At 44.0% G+C, this 22,342-nt stretch carries 17 protein-coding genes; 12 read left to right on the forward strand and 5 right to left on the reverse strand.

Annotated features, from left to right (window positions below; translation table 11 throughout):
- The first annotated feature begins 111 nt into the window (after positions 1–111).
- Entirely contained in the window at positions 112–2,538 is a 2,427-nt protein-coding gene (locus QZZ55_RS15725) for an FAD-dependent oxidoreductase (RefSeq protein ID WP_293268372.1), read from the forward strand.
- A 178-nt stretch (positions 2,539–2,716) separates the two neighbouring features.
- A complete protein-coding gene (locus QZZ55_RS15730) occupies positions 2,717–3,874 on the forward strand; it encodes a diguanylate cyclase (RefSeq protein WP_293268373.1) in 1,158 nt (385 codons plus the stop codon).
- 223 nt (positions 3,875–4,097) lie between these two features.
- Here the strand turns inward: QZZ55_RS15730 and QZZ55_RS15735 are convergent, their stop codons facing one another.
- The gene (locus QZZ55_RS15735) at positions 4,098–5,747 is read right to left on the reverse strand and encodes an electron transfer flavoprotein-ubiquinone oxidoreductase (protein ID WP_293268374.1); all 1,650 of its coding nucleotides are present in this window, start codon (positions 5,745–5,747) and stop codon (positions 4,098–4,100) included.
- Between the two features lie 440 nt (positions 5,748–6,187).
- Here QZZ55_RS15735 and QZZ55_RS15740 point away from each other — a divergent pair, with 440 nt between their 5' ends.
- The 4 genes from QZZ55_RS15740 to QZZ55_RS15755 all read left to right on the forward strand — a co-directional run bounded on the left by QZZ55_RS15740 (position 6,188) and on the right by QZZ55_RS15755 (position 10,701).
- Positions 6,188–7,318 (forward strand): aminotransferase class V-fold PLP-dependent enzyme, encoded by a 1,131-nt coding sequence (locus QZZ55_RS15740; RefSeq protein ID WP_293268375.1) that lies wholly within the window; start codon positions 6,188–6,190, stop codon positions 7,316–7,318.
- A 122-nt stretch (positions 7,319–7,440) separates the two neighbouring features.
- Positions 7,441–7,869 carry a heme-binding protein gene (locus QZZ55_RS15745; protein WP_293268376.1) on the forward strand — a complete coding sequence of 143 codons (429 nt, stop codon included), beginning with the start codon at positions 7,441–7,443 and terminating at the stop codon, positions 7,867–7,869.
- An 81-nt stretch (positions 7,870–7,950) separates the two neighbouring features.
- Positions 7,951–9,204: a serine hydroxymethyltransferase gene (gene glyA / locus QZZ55_RS15750; RefSeq protein WP_293268377.1), complete on the forward strand. Its 1,254-nt coding sequence runs from the start codon at positions 7,951–7,953 to the stop codon at positions 9,202–9,204.
- A gap of 114 nt (positions 9,205–9,318) precedes the next feature.
- Positions 9,319–10,701: an L-serine ammonia-lyase gene (locus QZZ55_RS15755; RefSeq protein WP_293268378.1), complete on the forward strand. Its 1,383-nt coding sequence runs from the start codon at positions 9,319–9,321 to the stop codon at positions 10,699–10,701.
- A gap of 87 nt (positions 10,702–10,788) precedes the next feature.
- Here QZZ55_RS15755 and QZZ55_RS15760 read toward each other — a convergent pair whose 3' ends face one another.
- The gene (locus QZZ55_RS15760) at positions 10,789–11,673 is read right to left on the reverse strand and encodes a LysR family transcriptional regulator (RefSeq protein WP_293268379.1); all 885 of its coding nucleotides are present in this window, start codon (positions 11,671–11,673) and stop codon (positions 10,789–10,791) included.
- Positions 11,674–11,786: 113 nt separating this feature from the next.
- Here QZZ55_RS15760 and QZZ55_RS15765 point away from each other — a divergent pair, with 113 nt between their 5' ends.
- The 5 genes from QZZ55_RS15765 (at position 11,787) to QZZ55_RS15785 (ending at position 17,811) form a co-directional block, all read left to right on the forward strand.
- Positions 11,787–12,518 (forward strand): SDR family NAD(P)-dependent oxidoreductase, encoded by a 732-nt coding sequence (locus QZZ55_RS15765; protein WP_293268380.1) that lies wholly within the window; start codon positions 11,787–11,789, stop codon positions 12,516–12,518.
- 35 nt (positions 12,519–12,553) lie between these two features.
- Positions 12,554–13,138 carry a 2-hydroxychromene-2-carboxylate isomerase gene (locus tag QZZ55_RS15770; protein ID WP_293268381.1) on the forward strand — a complete coding sequence of 195 codons (585 nt, stop codon included), beginning with the start codon at positions 12,554–12,556 and terminating at the stop codon, positions 13,136–13,138.
- Between the two features lie 230 nt (positions 13,139–13,368).
- Positions 13,369–14,460, forward strand: coding sequence for a methyl-accepting chemotaxis protein (locus tag QZZ55_RS15775; protein ID WP_293268382.1), 1,092 nt, complete (start codon positions 13,369–13,371; stop codon positions 14,458–14,460).
- Between the two features lie 300 nt (positions 14,461–14,760).
- Positions 14,761–15,843 (forward strand): LbtU family siderophore porin, encoded by a 1,083-nt coding sequence (locus tag QZZ55_RS15780; RefSeq protein ID WP_293268383.1) that lies wholly within the window; start codon positions 14,761–14,763, stop codon positions 15,841–15,843.
- Positions 15,844–16,146: 303 nt separating this feature from the next.
- Entirely contained in the window at positions 16,147–17,811 is a 1,665-nt protein-coding gene (locus QZZ55_RS15785; RefSeq protein WP_293268384.1) for a formate--tetrahydrofolate ligase, read from the forward strand.
- Positions 17,812–17,879: 68 nt separating this feature from the next.
- Here the strand turns inward: QZZ55_RS15785 and QZZ55_RS15790 are convergent, their stop codons facing one another.
- On the reverse strand, positions 17,880–18,773 hold the full coding sequence (locus QZZ55_RS15790; RefSeq protein ID WP_293268385.1) for a LysR family transcriptional regulator: 894 nt from the start codon (positions 18,771–18,773) through the stop codon (positions 17,880–17,882).
- A 185-nt stretch (positions 18,774–18,958) separates the two neighbouring features.
- On the opposite strand from QZZ55_RS15790, the gene QZZ55_RS15795 reads away from it, so the two are divergent.
- Positions 18,959–20,458, forward strand: coding sequence for a CoA-acylating methylmalonate-semialdehyde dehydrogenase (locus tag QZZ55_RS15795; RefSeq protein WP_293268386.1), 1,500 nt, complete (start codon positions 18,959–18,961; stop codon positions 20,456–20,458).
- A gap of 118 nt (positions 20,459–20,576) precedes the next feature.
- Here QZZ55_RS15795 and QZZ55_RS15800 read toward each other — a convergent pair whose 3' ends face one another.
- Together QZZ55_RS15800 and QZZ55_RS15805 are read right to left on the reverse strand one after the other, a co-directional pair.
- Positions 20,577–21,266, reverse strand: a complete 690-nt coding sequence (locus QZZ55_RS15800) for a response regulator (protein ID WP_293268387.1) — start codon at positions 21,264–21,266, stop codon at positions 20,577–20,579.
- Positions 21,263–22,342 (reverse strand): sensor histidine kinase (locus QZZ55_RS15805; protein ID WP_293268388.1); only part of this gene is annotated, 1,080 nt, incomplete at its 5' end. The genes QZZ55_RS15800 and QZZ55_RS15805, both read right to left, overlap by 4 nt.

The raw sequence follows: 22,342 nt of genomic DNA on the forward strand, positions 1-22,342 counted from the left end.
TCTTTATTTATCGTTTGTAACTAGTCGAACACATTCATAACATCGATAGATATTCATTTACAAGAGATCGAGTGGTTGTTTCCACTTTTTGCGACCGATGGGAATCAAATAATGAAAAATAAAACAGAAGTATTAATCATTGGCGGCGGCATTGCAGGTGTGAGTACTCTTTACCATCTCACAAAGATGGGATGTACTGATGTGATGCTGACAGAGAAGCTGGAACTAACGTCTGGCTCTACATGGCATGCTGCGGGTAATCTACCACATTTTAGCAACAGCATTAATGTCATGAAGTTGCAGCAATATAGTATCGATCTATACAGCCGCCTACAGGAAGAGACAGGCCAGGTTGTAGATCATCACCAAACCGGTGCTGTACGTCTTGCACACACACAAGAACGTTTTGATGAGTTCAAGCGCGTAGCGGCCATGGGTGAAATCTGCGGTCTGGATCTTGAAATCATTGATAATGATCGCCTAAAAGAACTCTATCCATTCCTTGATACTACAGGCCTTGTCGGCGGTTTATGGGATAAGCTAGATGGTCATATCGATCCAACCAGTGTCACTAACGCGCTTGCAGCCGGCGCGCGTGCAGGCGGTGCAACCATTGTTCGCCACAACCCCGTTTCTGCTATTGAACAACAAGAAAATGGTCGCTGGAATGTTACGACAGCCAAAGGTGTTATCGATGCGGGTGTCATCGTCAACGCTGGCGGTTTCCGCGCTCAGGAAATTGCTGACATGGTCGGCCACCAGCTGCCAATGAACATCATGGAACACCAGTTCATCGTTACTGACAACGTACCTGAGTTGGAAGAACGTGATCAGATGCTTCCGATGCTGCGTGACCCAGATGTTTCATATTACCTACGTCAAGAAGGTAAAGGTTTTATCTTAGGCCCATACGAAAAAGGCGGTATTCCTTGGGCGGTTGATGGTGTTCCAGCAGCATTTGGCCAAGAGCTTCTACAACCAAGCCTTGACCGAATAGAAGATATTTTGTGTACAGCGATGGAGCAGGTTGGTATTGCGGCTAATGCTGGTTTTAAAACAGTGGTAAATGGTCCTATTACATATACTCCGGACGGCCACCCACTGATCGGCCCTATTCATGGGTTTGAAAACTACTTTGTTTGTACCGGCTTTAACTTCGGTATCGTACAAGGCGGTGGTTCCGGCAAATTCATGGCTGAGTGGATTGTAAATGGTCATCCAGAACTTGATATGTGGGAACTTGATCCACGCCGTTTCGGTGACTATGCAACACCAGAATTTAATGTTGCTAAAGGCACTGAAGTTTACGCTAACGAATACCAACTAGGCTTCCCTAACGAATACGCTATGCGTCCTGCAGTTCGTGGACAGAAAAAAGTACCCATCTACGAAAAGCAAGCTGAAAAGAATGCTGTATTCGGCGCTTACTATGGCTGGGAACGTGCCAGCTGGTTCGCTCCAAAAGGTACTAACCCAGTAGAAGAACATAGTTTCCGTCGTGGTAATTGGTTCGAAGCTGTTGATGCAGAATGTAAAAACGTAATGAACAATGTAGGTCTACTCGACTTATCACCGTTCACTAAGTTCGATGTAAGCGGTGATGCTGCCCATGCATGGTTAGAGTCTATTTCTCCTAACCGCATTCCTACGAAAATTGGTGGCACCACTCTAGCGCATCCTCTTACAAAAGAAGGTGGGGTTGCCTGGGAATTCTCTATCACTAAACTGCCGGACGGCAGCTATTACATGATGGCTCCCGCCGCAGCAGAGCTACTTGTAGAAGACTGGTTAACACAGCGCCTACCTAAAGATGGCTCGGTTAATTTGGTTAATATTACGCGTAATTACGGCACGCTCGTTATTGCAGGCCCTAATGCACGTAAAGTCTTATCTAAAGCAACAGATGCAGATCTCAGCAACGAAGGTTTCCCATGGTTCACTAGCCAGGAAATCACTATTGCAGGCGCAACAGTACGCGCTATTCGTATGAACTTTGTTGGTGAACTTGGCTGGGAAATCCATCACCCTATCGAGCATCAAGCAGCTATCTATGATGCGCTTAATGACGCAGGTAAAGAGTTCAACATCTCAGACTTCGGTCTACGAGCAATGGATTCTATGCGCCTTGAGAAAGGCTACCCAATGTGGGCTCATGACCTAACACTTGAGTACACATTGCTTGAATCCAACCTTGGCTTCTTCGCTAAGCTTGATAAAGCTGACTTCCAAGGTAAAGACGCTCTTATTGCACAAAAAGCAGCAGGTGTTACACGCAAGCTAATGCTTCTTGAAGTAGATACCGATGTTGATGCATCTACGGGTATGGAACCTGTTTATCACGGCGACAAAATTGTTGGTGAAGTAACCTCTGGTGGTTATGGCCACAGAACAGGTACAAGTTTAGCGTTAGCATTCTTGGATGTTGATGCTAAAGACAAAGAGTTGACGGTTAAGATTCTTGGCACCAAATACCCAGCTAAACCAGTACCACAGTGCAACTACGACCTGAAAAACGAACGCCTTAAGTCTAACGACTAAACTTTCATAACTGAAGTATCTCCTACTTCGTTTGCCCGGCTCTCAGTCGGGCTTTTTTATGTCTATAATTAAGATGTGGCTATGAGTAAACCACCGCAGCGTTAATCAGACACGATACCAGCTTAAACGATAACAATACGCATGCTCGTTTTCAAAAAAAGGAAAACAACAAATGCACATGTTGGAGAAACCAGCTCAAACACTATCCATCAAAAAAAAACTGCTTGGAGTTTCCATCATTCTTCTTATGGGGATGATGTTTTTTCTGTACTTCACATATCAAACATTCACAACCAGTTTAGAAAATGAAAGAAAATCCCAAACAAAAAATTTATCTTCAACGGCAATGGGGATTATTCAACACTTCTATGATCTTGAATTGAAGGGTGAGCTTAACACCCCCGATGCACAAAAATATGCCATGCATGCACTTGAGTCTGCCACCTATGGCGAGACTGGCTACTTTTGGATTAACAGTGGAAGTGGCGAGCTACTCATGCAGCCATTCACACCCGATAGAGTAGGCATCAACCAGACAAATTGGACGGACATCAATGGACAATATATTTTTCGGGAATTTATAAGCAATGCCAAATCCGGTGGAGGATGGGTCTCTTATCACTGGCCTAAGCCAAACACCAAAGATGAATACCCCAAAATATCGTATGTTGACTATTTTGAAGATTGGGATTGGGTACTAGGCACTGGAGTTTATTTGGACGACATGCGCAGAAGCATATTTTGGGTGGTAGCGAAGGCATCAGGAGCATTGTTTATAGTATTTTTGATATTCGTTGCGGGGGGTGTTGCTTTAATCAATGGCTTTGCAAATCAACTTGAAGCTTTTGCTATAAAAGATGCGCTAACTAACCTCTATACAAAAAGATTTCTTTACGAAATTATTCCAGATATTCAACGAAAGAGTTTGCGGCTTGAAGAAAAGTCTCTTGCGGTAATTTTTATGGATATCGATTTTTTTAAAAGAGTTAATGATAATTATGGTCACGCTATGGGAGATGAAGTATTAGAAACTCTGGGCGAAGTTGTTTCTGAAAAAACAAGAGCAGATGACTACTGTATTCGTTACGGGGGAGAGGAAGTCGTTGTGGTTGGGTTCTATGATGACCTTGAGACAGCCATAATGGCGGCTAACAGGATAAGAGAGTCATTTGGTAAACGCCTATTTGTTTTTAATGGAACTGAATTCAGCGTTAGCTTAAGTGCGGGCATTGCCATATACGATAGTGAAAAAGAAACCATTCAAGAAACATTAGAACGTGCGGATAATAAATTATACGAATCAAAAACCTCTGGTAGAAACTGTGTTTCTTCGTAGACTCCTAAGAAAAAACCTACTCAACGGCACACCTCAATATCTTACTTATCATGCTTAATAGACAACGTTAAGACAGTGATCTATCTAATACTTACTTGATTTTTCTTTGGATAAAAAGAATTCGAAGTCATTGCTTTTTACTAACACGGGCTAGACCCGTATAAAAAGACCTGTGATACGACAGAGGCTCACAACAGCACCACAGGTGTAAATGGATACAAAACTACATATTCGGGTAGTTCGGCCCTCCCATTCCTTCAGGAGTGACCCAATGAATATTTTGTGCAGGATCCTTTATATCACACGTTTTACAGTGCAAGCAGTTCTGAGCATTGATTTGAAAACGTGGTCCCTCTTCTTCCTCAATTATTTCATACACACCTGCCGGGCAAAAACGCTGAGCAGGTTCAGCATACATGGATAGATTTGTCGTTAGAGGAATAGAGGCATCAACAAGCTGCAAATGACAAGGCTGGTCTTCTTCATGATTCGTATTTGACAGAAACACTGAAGACAATTTGTCGAAGCTGATCTTTCCATCAGGCTTAGGGTAGCTGATCATAGAAAATTGCTTAGCCTGTTTTAGCTGAGCATAGTCCGCTTTATTATCGTGTAATGTGAAGGGCAGTTTTCCTTTAAATATATTCTGATCAACAAAGTTAAATGCCCCCCCCATAATAGTGCCAAACTTATGCAGTGCAGGCCCAAAGTTTCGACTGCGATATAGCTCATCATATAGCCAAGATGCTTCAAAGCGTGCTTTATAGTCGCCCAACTCCTTACCGCCCACACAACCCGAACTAACCGCTGCAAAAATTTCTTCTGCTGCCAGCATGCCAGACTTCATCGCGGTATGCGTCCCCTTGATTTTCGAAAAATTTAACGTACCCGCATCACATCCCACCAGCAGACCTCCTGGGAAGGTCATGCGAGGCAAGGCATTCAAGCCACCTTTGGTAATAGCTCTAGCGCCATAGGACACGCGTGTGCCCCCCTCAAGGTGCTGTCTTAATACGGGATGCTGCTTCATTGTCTGAAACTCATCAAAGGGGCTTAAATAAGGGTTGTCATAGTTGAGATCAACAATCAGACCCACCACTACTTGACAGTTATCGGTGTGATATAGGAAGAACCCACCACTGGCATTGCCACTGAGCGGCCAACCCGTCCCATGTAACACAAGACCTTGCTGATGTAATGCCGGATCGATGTCCCATAGCTCTTTCATACCCAAGCCATAATGTTGAGCATCCATCTCTTCACTTAAATTGAACTTTTGATTCAACTGCTGACCCAGGTGCCCCCGACAACCTTCAGAGAATACTGTGTACTTAGCATGTAATTCCATTCCTGGCATATAGCTATCTTTAGGCTCGCCGTCAGCGCCTATACCCATATCACCTGTGGCGATACCTTTTACACTGCCATCTTCTCTAAACAATACTTCTGATGCAGCAAAACCGGGAAAAATCTCAACCCCTAGGCTTTCTGCCTGCTCTGCCAGCCAGCGACAAAAATTACCCAAACTGGCAATATAATTTCCCATATTGTGCATAGTTTTTGGCACTAGCATATTAGGTAGCTTTTGGGCTGTTTCTGCATCTTTTAGCAGGAACAATTGATCCTCTGTAACCGGAGTATTCAATGGAGCATTACGCGATTGCCAATCAGGAAACAACTCATCCAATGCCCGTGTTTCTATTACTGCACCAGATAAAATATGCGCACCAACCTCAGAGCCCTTTTCCACAACACAAACTGTTAGATCTAACATATTTGCTTGAGCCTGCTGCATTAAACGACACGCAGTTGCAAGACCAGCAGGACCGGCACCGACTATCACGACATCAAACTCCATCGCTTCCCGCTCCATATTCTTCTCCTCATTCATGACTGTAAATAACGTATCTACTCCCACCACTGCTATTGATTTAGCAAAGCGCGAAGTGAAATCAAGGTTACATTTATAATTATATGAAATTTCTAAGTCAAATTTTCATGACACATAAACTAGATTATCTAGTAGAAAGTAGAGAATAAAAAATCACAAATCTCAAATAAACAATAATATTTTATTAAATTTCAATAACTTAATAAAAAAATGATTACACATTTTCAAAAACACAAAAGCATCTATTAAATTACTGATTGTTTGCATAATCATAGCTTATGAATTAAAAATTATAAATTTAAGCTATTGTTTTATATGAAATAAAAAAATAATTGAATAAAAAACAAGCAAACCTACTTGCCTTAAAAATAACACCAAGGCAGTATTATGAAAAATAACAATTTAATTTCACGGAAAGCACAATGAATACAATATCCAGTATTGACCCTAATGGCCTTCTTGAATATTCAGTGGTTTACACTGACCGCTCTCTTAACCATATGTCTCAGTCTTTCCAAGGCGTAATGAACGACATATCGTCAACTTTAAAAAAGGTTTACAACGCGCATTCAGCAGTTGTCGTTCCTGGTAGCGGCACATTTGGTATGGAAGCTGTCGCCCGTCAGTTTGCCAGCGACAGAAAATGTATGGTTATCAGGAATGGCTGGTTCAGCTACCGTTGGACTCAAATATTTGAAATGGGCAACATTCCTTCAGAGTCCATTGTCATGAAGGCCCGCAAAACTTCAGACGCATCTGATGCACCTTTTGCTCCTGCGCCAATTGAGGAAGTTGTTGCCAAGATAAAAGCCGAAAAACCCGACGTAGTATTTGCACCGCACGTTGAAACTTCATCTGGGATGATTCTGCCAAACGATTACCTAAAGGCAATCGCCGATGCGGTTCATTGCGTAGGAGGCCTGTTTGTTTTGGACTGTATCGCCTCAGGTACGATCTGGGTGGATATGGAAGCATGTGGCATCGATATTCTGATTAGCGCTCCTCAGAAAGGGTGGAGCGGGTCTCCTTGTTGCGCTTTGGTCATGCTGAACCAAACCGCACGCCATCGTATTGATAACACGCAAAGCGATAGTTTTGCCTGCGACCTTAAAAAATGGCTGCAAATCATGGAAGCGTACGAGAACGGTGGCCATGCTTACCACGCCACTATGCCGACAGATTCTCTTGTCCGCTTTAACCAAGTAATGAAAGAAACCCAAGAGTACGGTTTTGAAAAACTTCACCAAGCACAACAAGAACTGGGTGACAAAATCCGCTCTCTACTCACCAGTAAAGGTATAAAAAGCGTTGCTGCTGAAGGCTTTCAAGCTCCAGGTGTTGTTGTTAGCTATACCCAAGATGAAGCTGTACACAACGGTAAAAAATTTGCAGCACAAGGTATGCAAATTGCTGCAGGTGTTCCTCTTCAGTGTGATGAACCTGAAGATTTTAGAACTTTCAGACTAGGCTTGTTTGGCTTAGATAAATTGTACGATGTCGACACAGCAGTTTCTCGATTCGAAAAAGCACTGGATCAGATATTGGCCCGTTAAGTTACCAAATCACTTTTTAACCCCTTTTCTTCTCGCTGTTCAACACCAAGTTGAGGCCTGAGCGTAAGGCCTCAACTCATTGAATAGTTGGATAAACATTTTCAAATAAAAGGTTATCAACGATGAAAATGGTACCAAAACTCACGCTTAGTGATGCACAAGTTATTATGCAGGCCTGTATTGAAGAAGCTGAAGTTATCGGCGTCGATATGGATATTGCTATTACCGATGACAGTGGCAACTTACTGATATTTCAACGCATGGATAATGCTCGTATTACCAGCATTGATATCTCAATTGGAAAATCATTCACGGCCTCAGCAGCACGAAAATCAACCCGTGCCTATGGCGAAATTAGTGTTCCTGGCAAACCTGCTTTCGGAATAAATACCAGTAACCAAGGTAAATTTTCCATCGTGGCCGGCGGCCTTCCCATATTTGCTGGCGACGATATAGTCGGCGGCGTGGGCTGCAGTTCAGGCACGCCTGATCAGGATGAAATTGTAGCGCTAGCGGGTGTGGATGCTTTTAAAGCTCACATCTACCAGTAACTACCCCTTATTACCTTTACCTCGTTTAGGCGCTTATATCCCATAGCGAGGCCCGTTGCTGTATTTCAGGAGAGACTAACAATGTTTAACAAACAAGACGGTATTCAAGGCTACGATGACGAACTGTGGCAAGCCATGCAACAAGAAGATACACGACAAGAAGAACACATTGAGTTGATTGCTTCAGAAAATTATACCAGCCCTCGTGTCATGGCTGCACAAGGATCATCCCTTACCAATAAGTATGCCGAAGGGTATCCTGGTAAACGTTACTACGGAGGCTGTGAGCATGTTGATAAAGTCGAGCAACTCGCCATAGACAGAGCTTTGCAGTTATTTGGTGCAGACTACGCAAATGTACAGCCGCATTCGGGTTCTCAGGCTAACGCCGCTGTATATATGGCGCTTTGCGCACCTGGTGATACTATTTTAGGTATGAGTTTAGCTCATGGTGGCCACCTTACTCATGGCTCTAAAGTCAGCTTTTCAGGCAAAATGTATAATGCGATCCAATATGGTCTGAACGAAAAAACAGGTGAAATTGACTACGATGAAGTCGAACGCCTAGCACATGAACATAAGCCAAAAATGATTGTGGCTGGTTTCTCAGCATACTCACGAATTGTTAACTGGCAGCGTTTCCGCGATATTGCAGATGCAACAGGCGCCTATCTGTTTGTCGACATGGCTCACATTGCAGGCTTGGTTGCTGCCGGTCTATATCCAAGCCCAGTCCCTCTAGCAGATGTTGTTACAACCACTACGCATAAAACTCTGCGCGGACCTCGTGGCGGGTTGATCATTGCAAAATCCAACCCTGATCTTGAAAAGAAACTCAATTCAGCCGTTTTCCCTGGTGGTCAAGGCGGTCCGTTAATGCACGTTATTGCGGCCAAAGCAGTCGCTTTCAAAGAAGCATTAGAGCCAGAATTTACGACGTATCAACAGCAAGTAATTGATAACGCCCAAGCCATGGCTGAAGTGTTCATAGAGCGCGGTTATGACGTCGTATCTGGCGGTACCGATGATCACCTTTTCTTACTTAGCTTGATCAAACAAGAAATCACCGGAAAAGATGCTGACGCAGCGCTAGGGCGTGCCAATATTACGGTGAACAAAAATTCCGTACCTAACGACCCGCAATCCCCATTTGTAACCAGTGGTCTGCGAATAGGCTCACCAGCCGTCACTAGCCGTGGCTTCAAAACGGAGCAGTGTAAACAGCTAACTCATTGGATCTGCGACATCTTAGCGGACTTAAGTAATGACTCTGTCATCGCCGAAGTAAAACAGAATGTAACAGCACTCTGTGCTGACTTTCCTGTTTATCAATAACCATCACACTTTGTAAATAGTGACTGGCTGCTCTACAGCCAGTCATCGCCTGTTTATTAAATGAATTAAGCTGCATCACCGGTAACGGTGGCACACTTATAGAGGTGACTCACAATGGCTATTAGTCTGTTTGATTTGCTAAAAGTGGGGATCGGCCCATCAAGCTCACATACTGTGGGCCCAATGAAAGCCGCCTTAATGTTTGTTGAAGAATTACAAAAAAATGACCTGCTCTACAACGTGGCACGCATACAAACGCAACTGTATGGATCACTTGGCGCTACAGGTAAAGGACACGGAACCGGTTCAGCCGTCATCATGGGCCTAGAAGGTCATGCACCTGAAAGCATTAATCCGAATATCGTCGAATCTAGAGTAGCTGAGGTCAGCCAAACTAAACGTCTTAAGTTAATGAATCGCCGTGATGTTTTCTTTAATGTCGATACAGGGATTATATTTCACCGCAAAGAAAGCCTACCGTACCACCCTAATGGCATGTCTATAACCGCCTGGAATGCAGACGGTGAAATATTGTCAGAACGGATATATTACTCAGTGGGTGGTGGATTTGTTGTTGATGAAGAAGCGGCTGGCGCAGACCGTATTATGGAAGACGCGACTGAGCTGCCTTATCCGTTCACCAATGGTACTGAGCTTCTTGCTATGTGTGAGAAAGATAACCTCAGCATCAGCGAACTGATGATGGAAAATGAAAAAGCGTGGCGTAGTGAAGAAGAAGTTCGCTCTGGCATTCTGCACTTATGGAAGGTCATGCAGGAATGCGTACAAAGTGGCTTTATTAATGAAGGCATACTACCCGGCGGACTGAAGGTTAAACGCCGTGCGGCAAGCCTTCACAAAGATCTTAAACAACGCACGCGTATGGATATGATCACCCCCTCTCTGGGCGCTCTGGATTGGGTCAACCTATACGCACTCGCAGTGAGCGAAGAAAATGCTGCCGGTGGCCGAATGGTTACCGCTCCTACTAATGGTGCGGCTGGAATTATTCCAGCAGTATTACATTATTATGATAGGTTTTGCCCCAATTCAGATGATGAAGGCGTTATCCAATTCCTTCTGACAGCCACCGCGATAGGCATTTTATGTAAACTCAATGCTTCTATTTCGGGTGCTGAAATCGGCTGCCAAGGCGAAGTAGGGTCAGCCTGCGCCATGGCTGCCGCTGGCCTCGCAGAAGCAACCGGAGGCACTCCCGCACAAGTGGAAAATGCTGCCGAGATAGGTATTGAGCATAATCTTGGCTTAACCTGCGACCCGATAGGAGGTTTAGTGCAAGTACCCTGCATTGAGCGCAATGCGATGGCGTCAATGAAAGCAATTAATGCAGCATCTATGGCGCTTCGCGGAGATGGTACTCATTTTGTCTCACTGGACCATGCCATCAACACTATGCGTGAAACTGGCTGTGACATGTCGGATAAATACAAAGAAACCTCTCGAGGAGGCCTAGCCGTTAACGTTATCGAGTGTTAACCGTTTTTACTTTTAATTTACACCTTGTCTCACCCACACTTTACCCGGTGTAAGCCGGGTCTTTTTTATCCCTTCTCATTTTTAATTTCAACTCTCGTTATAAGCCCAAGATGCGGTACTAGCAAAGCTTACAAATTTATTAATTTCATCCACGTTCTCACTTTCACCCCATTCAAACCCAATAGAACGCTTCGTCTGATCTTCAGTAAGAGGCAACGTAGTGATACGAGACGACGCATAATGTGCGGGTATTATGGCAACGCCAACAGCGGCTTCTACAAGCGCTAATGCTCGATCATCTTGATTAGTTACATAAGCAATATTCAGTTGGACATTATGCTGTTTCAGCAAGTCCTGAATCACCAGACGATGCTCACAATGACTACGGCCAATAAAGGGTTCGTTATCTAAATCGGCAATGCTAATTGATTTTGATAACCTGAGATGATGGTTTCGAGGTAACGCGACAAAATAGGGTTCAGAAAAAAGTAATTTTGAGAGAAGGAAGCTGCGCGTAGTCTGCGACCTGTTTCTTATAGTCGTCAATGCTAAATCAATACGGCTTTCCCGTTCCAGCTTAAGTATCTCAGCGGCACTGGCATCAAACACATCCAACTTAAGATCAGGATTCTCCCGGCGATACTGCTCTATCAGCCGAGCTACCGCCGTAATAGACAAGGTGTTGATGATACCGAGCCGTAGCCTTCGTTGGACTTCATGTTGCTTAAGCTCATCTTTAGCTCTGGCACATTCACCCACAATCGATTTTGCACGCTGTAAGAACTTTCGTCCTGCTGGCGTGAGCACCACATTGCGCTTATTACGGATAAAGAGCTTAACGCCTACCTCTGTTTCTAATTTTGAAATTGAAGCAGACAGCGCGGGTTGAGATACAAATGCACGCTCAGCACCGCGAGTGAAACTCTCTGATTCAGCCGCCGCGAGAAATAGGCGTAACTGTTGCAACTCCATAACATAACCCTTGCTTATCATTACGATACAAACAATCGATTATATTTATTGTAGTTTACTCTCTACACTTTTCCTACTAGAGAAAGCCAAGCACAATAAGCAAGGAGAAAGGTATGTCAGTAACTCAAAGACCTATAGCACTAATTGTCGGTGCCGGAGACCACTTGGGCTCTGCTATTGCTCGTCGTTTCGCTGTAGAAGGGTTTCATATCGTTGCTACACGCCGCCGCGGCAATCTGGATTCACTGGTCAGTGATGTACAAGCATTAGGCTCTGAAGCAACCCCGTTTTACTCAGATGCTCGTGATGAAGAACAAGTCACAACGCTAATAAATGAGGTTGAAACAGAGTTAGGGCCAATCAGTGTTGCCGTATTCAATGTAGGCGGTAATGTTCAGTACAGTGTGACCGAAACAACAACCCAGGTGTACCGCAAAGTCTGGGAGATGTGCGCACTCGCGGGCTTTTTAGTGGGCCGTGAGGTAGCAAAAAAAATGCTACTCCGGAATAAAGGCACCATCATCTTTACGGGAGCCTCTGCAAGCTTGCGGGGGAATAGTGGTTTTTCGGCTTTCGCGGGAGGCAAGCACGCTTTAAGAGCTCTTGCGCAAAGCATGTCTCGAGAACTTGGCCCGAAAGGAATCCATATTGCTCATGTGATTGTTGATGGCCTGATAGAAAACGAAGCGACAAAACAGTTCTTACCTGATCTATTCGCTAGCAAAGGTAAAGACGGCATTATTCAGCCCAATGATCTCGCTGAAGTTTACTGGCAACTCCATAGCCAACCTAAGACCGCATGGACCTTCGAACAAGATGTTCGCCCCTATGCAGAACAGTGGTAATTAACCCTAACTAACTACCCTCTGAGGAATGTTTAATGAGTAAAACCGTAGACTTTTATTATGACTTTATCAGTCCAGCATCCTATTTTGCTCTCGTTCGCTTAACAGAGCTTTGCGAACGAGCCGGCGCGACTATTAACTACAAACCAATGCTGCTTGGAGGTGTTTTCAAAGCCAATGGCAATACCGCTCCCATAACGGTACCCGCCAAATGGGAATGGATAAAAAAAGACTTTGCCCGCCAAGCCAAACATTACAATATTCCCTACCAACTTAACCCGCATTTTATTTTCAGCACTGTTAGCGTTATGCGTGGTTCTTTTTGGGCGCTGGCGCAGGGACGGATCGAAGAGTACAACCAAGCAATGTATAAAGCAGCGTGGGCTGATGGCAAAGATTTGTCTTCTATGGAAGTACTAACACACGTGCTCAATGATGCGGGGTTTGATGCCAGCGTTGTGCTGGAAGCCATGGCACAACCCGAGAATAAACTGGCATTGATTAAGGCAACTGAAGAAGCGGCGGAACGAGGAGTCTTCGGTGCCCCGACAATGTTCGTGAATGATGAAATATACTTCGGCCAAGATCGCTTAGACTGGGTTGAAAGAGCACTTATTTAGTTATCTGTCATAGCGATGGTCGGCTTATGCACGTCAGCCGCCCATCGCTTAGTTTTGTTAGCGCTTTTACCTCAGTGATCAAAACCCTTTATAGAGATATAACAGAAACTCTAATTAATGATTAACAAAGAAGTAGGCAAAATAAAGATTCTTAACTACACTGAACATCAATAATTAGCAACCTTTCATTACAAGTTCCTTATATAACCACACGCATGGAATCAATCTAGATGTTTTTATTACGGAAACTAAAGGCAAAAATATCACAATATGAGAGCGAACTTCTAACAGCCAATTCGGAAAAAGAAGCTGCTCTTTTAGAAGTTCAAGAGCTAAAACAGCTGCTTTCAGAATTCTCAAATAAGCCTCAAGATAGCAGTCTCGATCAAAAACAACTTTGCATAGCGTGGATACAAGGCAACCATCTTGTAACAGATACACGAGATACCATTGCTCATGCGGCTGAGAGCTTGCACTCAGAAAAAGGGTCATTGCATGAATCAATGGATGTTTTTGACCAAACACAACAAGCAGTAAATGTCATTTTGGGCCGGGTAGAAGCCATACAAAGCAACTCCAATACCTGTAATGAAAAAATCGATGGGCTTTTAAGTGTTTCTAAGCAAATTGAAGAATTTGTAGGCATTATTGGCGGTATATCTGACCAAACAAACTTACTTGCTCTTAACGCCGCCATCGAAGCAGCCCGTGCAGGAGAAGCAGGAAGAGGCTTTGCTGTTGTCGCAGATGAAGTACGAAATCTAGCGAAAAAAGCCAGCGAAGCCAGTGAAAATATCGCCTCATTAGTGAAACAAATAGCCATCAAGACAGACGAAGCATCACAAGATATCCAGAGCGTGCAAAACATGAGCTCTGAAGTTGTGGCTTCAGCGGAACAAATACGCAACGGTGTTTCACAAGTAGTCAGCCTCTCAAACCGAATGAACCGTGTCATACAATCAAGCGCTAGTGATGCCTTTATTCAAACCGTTAAGCTAGACCATGTCATATGGAAAAATAAGGTTTATAAAGGCATTATTACTGAAGACCTTAACAACTTTAGCTCACTCACTGACCACACGTCCTGCCGTTTAGGCAATTGGTACTTCACAGGGGATGGGAAAAGAGATTATAGCCATTTACCAAGCTATAGCCGCATAGACGCCCCTCATGAAGAGGTACACAAGCAAGGACTGGCTGCAGTTGAAGCCGCCCGCAAAGGTAAAACCTCTGATATTGCTGCCCACCTACTTAAAATGGAACAAGCAAGCGCCTCTGTGGCTACCTGCCTCACGCAATTAAACGCAGAACTGACCTCATAAGATCCATTCAACAAAGCAAGGATGCTTTGTTGAATACAACATACGGCGACAACTAAGTCTCGTTTAGCCACTCCCCATCCTTTCTTTCAATAAACCGTGCCCTGATACCAAGCAACTCTTTTCTAAAAGCATGATCTAAAAAACGATCTTAAACACACACAAATATTATTGATAATCATTATCGCTTACATTAAGATTAGCTCCACTTTTACTACTATTCTCTATAAGCATCAACCAAGAAAAAGAGAAAACTCCTTACATAAAAAGCCTCTCAACTTATATTTAACTTAAGGAAACATAATGAAAAAAACATTACTGGCCTCTCTGGTTGCTGTAAATATTTGTGCAGTAACACCAGCCATGGCTGAAGACATTCATTCTGAGCTAGCGACGTTAAAAGCGAGAATTCAACAGTTAGAAAAAAATTTAGAGCAGCAAAAAGTACAGCGCTCTGAAGAGCAGAACTGGAGTAAAAAAGTAAGCGTCAGTGGCAGTGCCGAGTTTCTAGGGACAATAAGCGAAAATGACGCGGGTGATTCGAAAAGCGACCTCGACATGGACAGTGTTGAATTAACTATCGATGCTGAAATTAATGACAACATCGCTTTATCTACGACGTTAAAATATGAGGATGACAATGAAGAGCAAGACTTCTATGTTGATGAAGCCATCATTGAAATTGGTTCCGATGATAACCCTTGGGCACTAACATTAGGCCGTACGGGCATACCTTTTTCAGTCATAAACGGCAGCGCATGGACAGACCCTCTCACTGACGACCTAACAGACAACACCGACGATCTAGCCCAATTAAGCTATAGTAATGGCGCCCTCAACACCGATGTTTATATCTTTCGCGCAAAGCATGATAGTGAAGAAGAAAACTCTGTTGAAAACTTCGGCTTCAATGTAGGGATAAACTTTGATAATGGGATGAGCATTGGTGCAGGCTATTTAAATAACATTCGAAATACTGAAGCTTTTGATGCCGATAGCTTAACAAGCAATGACGAAGTGTCTACCTATCGAGTCAATATTTCCTATGAAATTAATGCTCTGGCTTTATCTGCAGAATACATAAAAACAGATAGCTTCGATAATATTTCTGGTCAGCCCAAAGTGACTGTATGGCACACCAGTGCTGACTACGGCTTTGATCTACTTGGAGCACCAGGGAATTTATCATTAGGATACAGTGAAACAGATAATGCAGAACGTCTCACCAATGAAGGTGAGATACTATTCGCCAAGTCCCGCTTAACCGCAGGTGCATCGCGTGAATTAAGTGAGAATGCCGAAGTAATTATTGAATTAGTACGTGAGGAAAGTTACTCAGGTGACAATACTGACAGCTTAAATATCGTACTGTCTACTGCGTTTTGATCCATAGCCTACATGGCCTTCTCCCTATGGAGGCAGTGTAGGCTAACGACTCCCTGCACCCATTGTTATGCTTATACCTCAACCAATGTATATCTCTCGCCGCCATACTGAAAAGTAAGTACATAAAACCTTTCATATCATACGCTTTATGCAATTACCGCAAAGAGTGCTACCTTGCATAAACGTTGTTGCGATTCTCTCGCCTCATAATAGATACGTTTACTACTTGTTGTTCATCACTTTTTCCATATTTATCCGTTATACCCTAACCGATAAAAATGTGTAAAAACCAAGGAGCCTCACATGGCTACAGATGTAGAAATAGCTCAGCAGTTTACACCAAAACCTATTACTAAAATCAGTGAAGCACTAGGGATTAAGGAGCAATACCTATACTCATATGGTAGAGATATCGCAAAAATAGATATAAAAGCATTAACAACGCCCAGCCAAAAAAAAGGAAAGTTGATTCTAGTGTCAGCAACAACACCTACGCCATCCGGTGAAGGGAAAACAACCACCACCATTGGACTAGGCCAGGCATTCACCCAACTAAATGAGTCGGTATGTATGGCACTACGTGAACCCTCTCTTGGTCCCTGTTTAGGTATGAAAGGTGGAGCAACGGGTGGAGGATATAGCCAAATAATGCCCGCAGATCGAATCAACTTGCACTTTACCGGTGACTTTCACGCCATCACTAGTGCTAATAACTTACTCTCCGCGGCATTGGATAATCATATCTACCAAGGTAATGAGCTAAACATCGACCCTCGCCAAATTGTATGGCGCCGTGTCATGGATATGAACGACCGCAGCCTGCGAAAAATCGTCCTAGGCCTTGGCGGTAAAATGCAGGGGATTCCTCGCGAAGGTGGCTTTGATATCACCGCGGCCTCCGAAGTCATGGCCATGCTTTGTCTAGCCAATGATGCTGAGGACTTACAGCGGCGCTTAGAACGAACCTTGATTGGCTTTACTTACCAAGGAAACCCCGTCTACGCAAAACAGTTAGAGATTACTGGCGCAATGATGGCACTGCTTCGTGACGCTTTACAGCCGAATTTAGTCCAAAGTTTTGAAGGTACACCAGCCTTCGTTCATGGAGGACCTTTTGCAAATATTGCTCATGGTTGTAACAGTGTAATCGCCACAAGGATGGCAATGCACCACGCAGACTGGGCAATTACAGAGGCGGGGTTTGGTTTCGATTTAGGTGCTGAAAAGTTCTTTGATATTAAATGTCGCGTCGCTGAATTAGACCCTGATGCCGTTGTATTGGTCACAACCGTACGCGCATTAAAAATGCATGGTGGTAAAGATAAAAACGATTTAGAAAAAGAAGATCTTGTAGCAGTGATGCAAGGTTTAGAAAACCTAGACAAGCACATAGAAAGTGTCGAAATATTTAATAAACATCCCGTTGTTGCTCTAAATCGCTTTTCAACTGACTCTGACGCAGAAATTGCCATAATTCGTGCGCGCTGCGAGGAGCATGGTGTTTCTTTTGCAGAAACAAACCATCATGCAGAGGGAGGTAAAGGTGCAATAGAATTAGCTAAAGTAGTCATGGCATCTGTCGAAAAAAATCGCCCTTTCAAACCGCTCTACGAATTAGAGTCTAGCGTCTTAGAAAAAGTGCGTGCCGTATGTAAAGCCATGTACGGAGCAGACGATGTCGCCTTCTCTAAAGATGCAGAAAAAGACCTTAAGCAGGTCGAAAAACTAGGGCTCACACATCTTCCCGTCTGTATTGCAAAAGCACCTAGCTCTTTATCCGACGACCCTGCTTTACACGGAAGACCAAGAGACTTCGAAGTCACTGTTAGCTCCATTCAAATTAATGCAGGTGCGGGATTTTTAGTGATATTAACTGGAAAAATTATGCGAATGCCAGGGCTTCCAAGCAAACCCGCTGCTAATAGTATTCAATTGCTAGAAAGCGGCATTATTGAAGGGTTAGAGTAACAAAATCATAAAAACCTTCTTCTAGCCTAGTGCCAAGCATTCTTTATTTGCTTCTTATCAGCGTTAGGCTAGTTTCCTTGCATCAGCATGGTTGCATTGCCCTGCGCATGGCGCTTTAGGTGCTGCCAAACCTTGTTCACACGGGCGAGTTTTTTTTGTTCCGGATGAACGGCTATCCAAAAAGTACGTACCACACTCGTTTGCTGAGTTAAGACCGGTATTAAATCTGGATGCCTGCGTGCTAAGAAATGAGGTAGCATCGCAAGCCCGAGACCTTCACGTACAGCAACCGATTGAGTCACGACACTGGTGCTTCGAAAGCAAGGATTTGAATTGGGCAGTAACCGTTCTAAATAAGAAAGCTGATCACTAAACACCAAATCATCTACATAACCAATCAGCGGGTGCTTATAAATATCTTCTGGCACATTAATTACTTCTGAACGCTCAAGATAGTCACGAGAGGCGTACATACTAAGACCATAATCACAGAGCTTTGAAACAACGAGCGAAGTATTTGGCGGCTTTTCAATCGTAACAGCTATCTCTACTTCCTGATGTGACCATTTAACGAAGCGCTGCAAAGGCAATAGATCAATAATGATCTGGGGGTTTTGCTGGCAAAAACGAGCTAGCTCAGGAGCAATAAAGTCATTACCAAAAGCCTCAGTGACACCAAGACGCACCTTGCCCTGATTCTCTAAATTTTTACCCTGCAAAATATCATTAGCAGCTTGAGCCCGCTGGTCCATATCACGGGCAGTTTGCAACAATAACTGGCCATGCTCTGTGAGACTATGACCATCGGTACTGCGATCAAACAACTGAGTAGCCAACTGGTCTTCTAAGCGGTGTAATCGCCGCGATACTGTCGATGCATCTATGCCTAAGCGCTTAGCAGCTTGTGATAGCTTCTCCGTACGTGCGACCTCTAAAAAGATCTTTAAGTCATCCCAGTTCATACCTATTCTCTTTGTGAACATAGCTTTGCAATTATGCAAGGCTGCATTGCCATACTGTCTATTGTTAAGAAGATACCCTGCCGCTATCCTCGATACCAATATAAATACACTGTTTGCATAAATGCAGCTTTATATGCAGTGCAACATAACCCAGATATCTATTAACGATATCCCTGGAGGTAATAATGAGCATTCCCCAAGTATCAATGATTATTAACGGCGAACAAGTTGAAACCACCAGCGGCATTTGGGCTGATGTACTTAATCCTGCCACTCAAGAAGTTGTTGCCAAAGTACCGTTTGCAACACTTGATGAAGTCGACACTGCTGTCGCTAGCGCAAAAGAAGCTTTCAAAAGCTGGCGTAAAGTGTCCGTCGCCAAACGCCAAGCAATTATGCTGCGATTCCAACAGTTGGTACGCGACAACACCAAAGAACTCGCCGAACTCATCAGCTTAGAACACGGTAAAACACTACCTGATGCCGAAGGAGAAGTGGGCCGTGGACTAGAAGCCATCGAGAATGCCTGCCTAATCACTAAACTCCAGTTAGGCGAAATAGCTGACAATGTTGCGGGTGACGTTAATGTGTATACGCTCAACAAACCACTCGGTGTTGGTGTGGGTATTACTGCATTTAACTTCCCGATTATGCTGCCTTGCTTTATGTTCCCGATAGCCATCGCATGCGGTAACACATTTGTTTTAAAGCCTTCTGAACAAGACCCTACGTCAACTATGCGCTTAGTGGAGCTGGCGATGGAAGCGGGCGTTCCTGCTGGTGTGTTGAATGTCGTACACGGTGGTGCTGATGTTGCTAACCGCCTTGCAGAGCATCCTGATGTTAAGGCGCTATCTTTTATCGGTTCAACTCATGTCGGCACATCTCTTTATAATCGCGCCAGCAACACGGGTAAACGCGCACAGTGCATGATGGGGGCAAAAAATCACGCGGTTATCATGCCTGATGCGAATAAAGACCAAGCAATTAACCATATGCTGGGATCTTGTTTTGGTGCCGCAGGTCAACGCTGCATGGCCAACGCCATTGTCATTTTGGTAGGTGAAGCACGCGAATGGCTACCAGAAATGGTTGAACGCGCTAAGAGCATGATCGTGGGTCCTGGCAGCAACCGTGACGCAGATTTAGGGCCACTCGTTTCTCCACAAGCACAAGCACGTGTTGAAGGACTCATTGAGACAGGTGTTCAGCAAGGCGCATCGTTATTGCTCGACGGTCGTGGTGTCGCCGTTGAAGGTTATCCACAAGGCAACTTCGTCGGCCCTACCTTGTTTGCTGACGTCACTACTGAAATGGATATCTACACTCAAGAAATATTCGGTCCTGTTATGTGTGTGATGGGCGCTGATGACCTAGAAAGTGCTACTGATATTATCAACGCTAATGAAAATGGTAATGGTACTGCTATCTTTACCAACTCAGGCTGGAGCGCTCGCTGGTTCGAAAATAACGTCGATGTAGGCCAAGTGGGCATCAATATCCCAATTGCAGTACCGGTTGCCTACTTCAGTTTTACAGGATCACGTGCATCTAAACTAGGTGACTTAGGACCTAACGGCCAACAAGCTGTACAGTTCTGGACTCAAACAAAGACTGTTTCAGCTCGCTGGTTTGAGCCTGGCACAACGTCTAATAAAGTCCACACTACTATCTCTATGAAGTAATTAGTTTCTTTTCTTGCCAGCAAACCTAGTTGGCAAGAAAATATAACAGCGGAGGGAAGCCTCCGCTTTTTACAAGCCGCTAAAAAAACGATCCTTTAATACCGTAAAAAAATCAGCTTTAAATACTTTTATATTTTCTTTCCGGCCTACCGACACTGCCGTAGCTCACTTCTGCAAAAAGCTCGTTATTGCTTACCAAAAATTCCAAATATCGGCGCGCAGTGGTTCGACTGGCACCAATACGCTGACCAACCTCCTCTGCATTGAGTGGCTCACTACCCATATCAACAGCGTTTCTGACCTTATCTAGGGTAAGCGCATCCACCCCTTTTGGTAAACGGACACCTTGTACATTACTCGCCTGTCCAACGCTACTATGAGGCAAGAACGCATCCACATCACTTTGCACAATAGACTGCATCGCCTGAAGCTTTTCTAAATGATTAAGGTAGCGCTCTAAGGTTTCTTGCAAGCGCTCAAACACCAATGGTTTAAGAATATAATCAAACACACCACCATGCAGGGCCTCTCGAAGCGTATCTACTTCTTTTGCTGCGGTCACTAAAATCACATCCACATGACTGTTTTTACTGCGTAATTGGCGTAGCAAATCTAAACCTGTACCAGACGGAAAGTAGATATCTAATAGCAATAGATCTGGCTGCAACACCTCAAGTAGGTCTTCTGCATCCTCCAAACCATGAGCAATGCCTATCAACTCAAAGCCAGCTATTCGCTCGAGAAAACGTTTTTGAATCTCAGCTATTTGCGGATCGTCTTCTGCAATTACAACGCGTATCGGGTTCATACTGTATTCTTATTTTTAGGGATGTAGATAATAAAACGACTTCCTTTTTCGTCTCCTTGTTCAAGCGTAATGGTGCCACTAAGGCTTTTCAGTAAACCTTTCACTAGATGTAAGCCAATGCCATGTCCTGCTTCTGGTTTACTGGTAAAACCTTTCTCAAAAATCTGTTGCTGCTGCTCCTTAGTAATACCAACTCCCTGATCTTCAATTTCAAATATCAGATCATTACCCAGATCTGTCATACTGATCATTACTTTGCCTCCAGAACCTTTCTGCAACAAGGTGGCTTCCAAGGCATTGTCGATCAAGTTACCTAGAATACTCACTAACTGCTCTCGTGGTATGTGACTAGACAACTCCGCCATATGGCTATCGGGGTCAATAACTAGCTGTAATCCAAGCTCACGAGCACGGTTATATTTACCTAAGAGAAAACCTGCCAACACAGGGTCAGGTACAGCATCTAACAGTAAGCTAATAAGTTCTTGATGAGCTTGTGTCTCTTGGCCAATAAACGCTAACGCTTCACTTTTAGCGTTAATCTGAATCAGTCCCGAAATAGTATGAAGCTTATTTGAATACTCATGTGCCTGACTGCGTAAATTGTCTGCATACTGGCGAATACGTGTTAATTTTTTACTCACCAAATCAAGCTCATCTTTGCGACGAAAACTTGAAACAACACCCGTAATATTCTCACCTTGATGCAGCGGTATGCGGTTCACTATATAGCTATCGTTGCGCAGCCATACTTCATAGTCGAACTGAGGCTTACCGGTGCTTAGCACCTCTAACATGCCGCTTTCAGGCAGTATTTCTTCGATGGACCTACCCGTTAATTGTGTCCCTTCAGATAACCCCAGCGTTTTAATCGCATTGCGGTTAAACGTGGTAATTCCACCCTGATTGTTAATCGCAATAATGCCTTCACGCACCGACTCTAGCGTCGCTTTCTGCTCATCAAACAAGCGGGCAATCTGCTCGGGTTCTAAGCCAAAAATCGCTCTTTTAAAGTGATTAGAAAACCACACAGCAATAATAGCACTGAGCATGAAGGAGATAGCAATGACAATAAT

Origin of the sequence: Neptunomonas sp. (assembly GCF_016744175.1) — a bacterium.
Lineage (GTDB): Bacteria > Pseudomonadota > Gammaproteobacteria > Pseudomonadales > Balneatricaceae > Neptunomonas.

Excerpts from the sequence above, each read along its gene's own strand:
- QZZ55_RS15780 (WP_293268383.1), top strand. The coding sequence starts at position 14,761 with ATGAAAAAAACATTACTGGCCTCTCTGGTTGCTGTAAATATTTGTGCA.
- glyA (WP_293268377.1), top strand. The coding sequence starts at position 7,951 with ATGTTTAACAAACAAGACGGTATTCAAGGCTACGATGACGAACTGTGG.
- QZZ55_RS15765 (WP_293268380.1), top strand. The coding sequence starts at position 11,787 with ATGTCAGTAACTCAAAGACCTATAGCACTAATTGTCGGTGCCGGAGAC.
- QZZ55_RS15790 (WP_293268385.1), bottom strand. The coding sequence starts at position 18,773 with ATGAACTGGGATGACTTAAAGATCTTTTTAGAGGTCGCACGTACGGAG.
- QZZ55_RS15725 (WP_293268372.1), top strand. The coding sequence starts at position 112 with ATGAAAAATAAAACAGAAGTATTAATCATTGGCGGCGGCATTGCAGGT.
- QZZ55_RS15785 (WP_293268384.1), top strand. The coding sequence starts at position 16,147 with ATGGCTACAGATGTAGAAATAGCTCAGCAGTTTACACCAAAACCTATT.
- QZZ55_RS15740 (WP_293268375.1), top strand. The coding sequence starts at position 6,188 with ATGAATACAATATCCAGTATTGACCCTAATGGCCTTCTTGAATATTCA.
- QZZ55_RS15730 (WP_293268373.1), top strand. The coding sequence starts at position 2,717 with ATGTTGGAGAAACCAGCTCAAACACTATCCATCAAAAAAAAACTGCTT.
- QZZ55_RS15770 (WP_293268381.1), top strand. The coding sequence starts at position 12,554 with ATGAGTAAAACCGTAGACTTTTATTATGACTTTATCAGTCCAGCATCC.
- QZZ55_RS15755 (WP_293268378.1), top strand. The coding sequence starts at position 9,319 with ATGGCTATTAGTCTGTTTGATTTGCTAAAAGTGGGGATCGGCCCATCA.
- QZZ55_RS15735 (WP_293268374.1), bottom strand. The coding sequence starts at position 5,747 with ATGGAGCGGGAAGCGATGGAGTTTGATGTCGTGATAGTCGGTGCCGGT.
- QZZ55_RS15775 (WP_293268382.1), top strand. The coding sequence starts at position 13,369 with ATGTTTTTATTACGGAAACTAAAGGCAAAAATATCACAATATGAGAGC.
- QZZ55_RS15745 (WP_293268376.1), top strand. The coding sequence starts at position 7,441 with ATGAAAATGGTACCAAAACTCACGCTTAGTGATGCACAAGTTATTATG.
- QZZ55_RS15795 (WP_293268386.1), top strand. The coding sequence starts at position 18,959 with ATGAGCATTCCCCAAGTATCAATGATTATTAACGGCGAACAAGTTGAA.
- QZZ55_RS15800 (WP_293268387.1), bottom strand. The coding sequence starts at position 21,266 with ATGAACCCGATACGCGTTGTAATTGCAGAAGACGATCCGCAAATAGCT.
- QZZ55_RS15760 (WP_293268379.1), bottom strand. The coding sequence starts at position 11,673 with ATGGAGTTGCAACAGTTACGCCTATTTCTCGCGGCGGCTGAATCAGAG.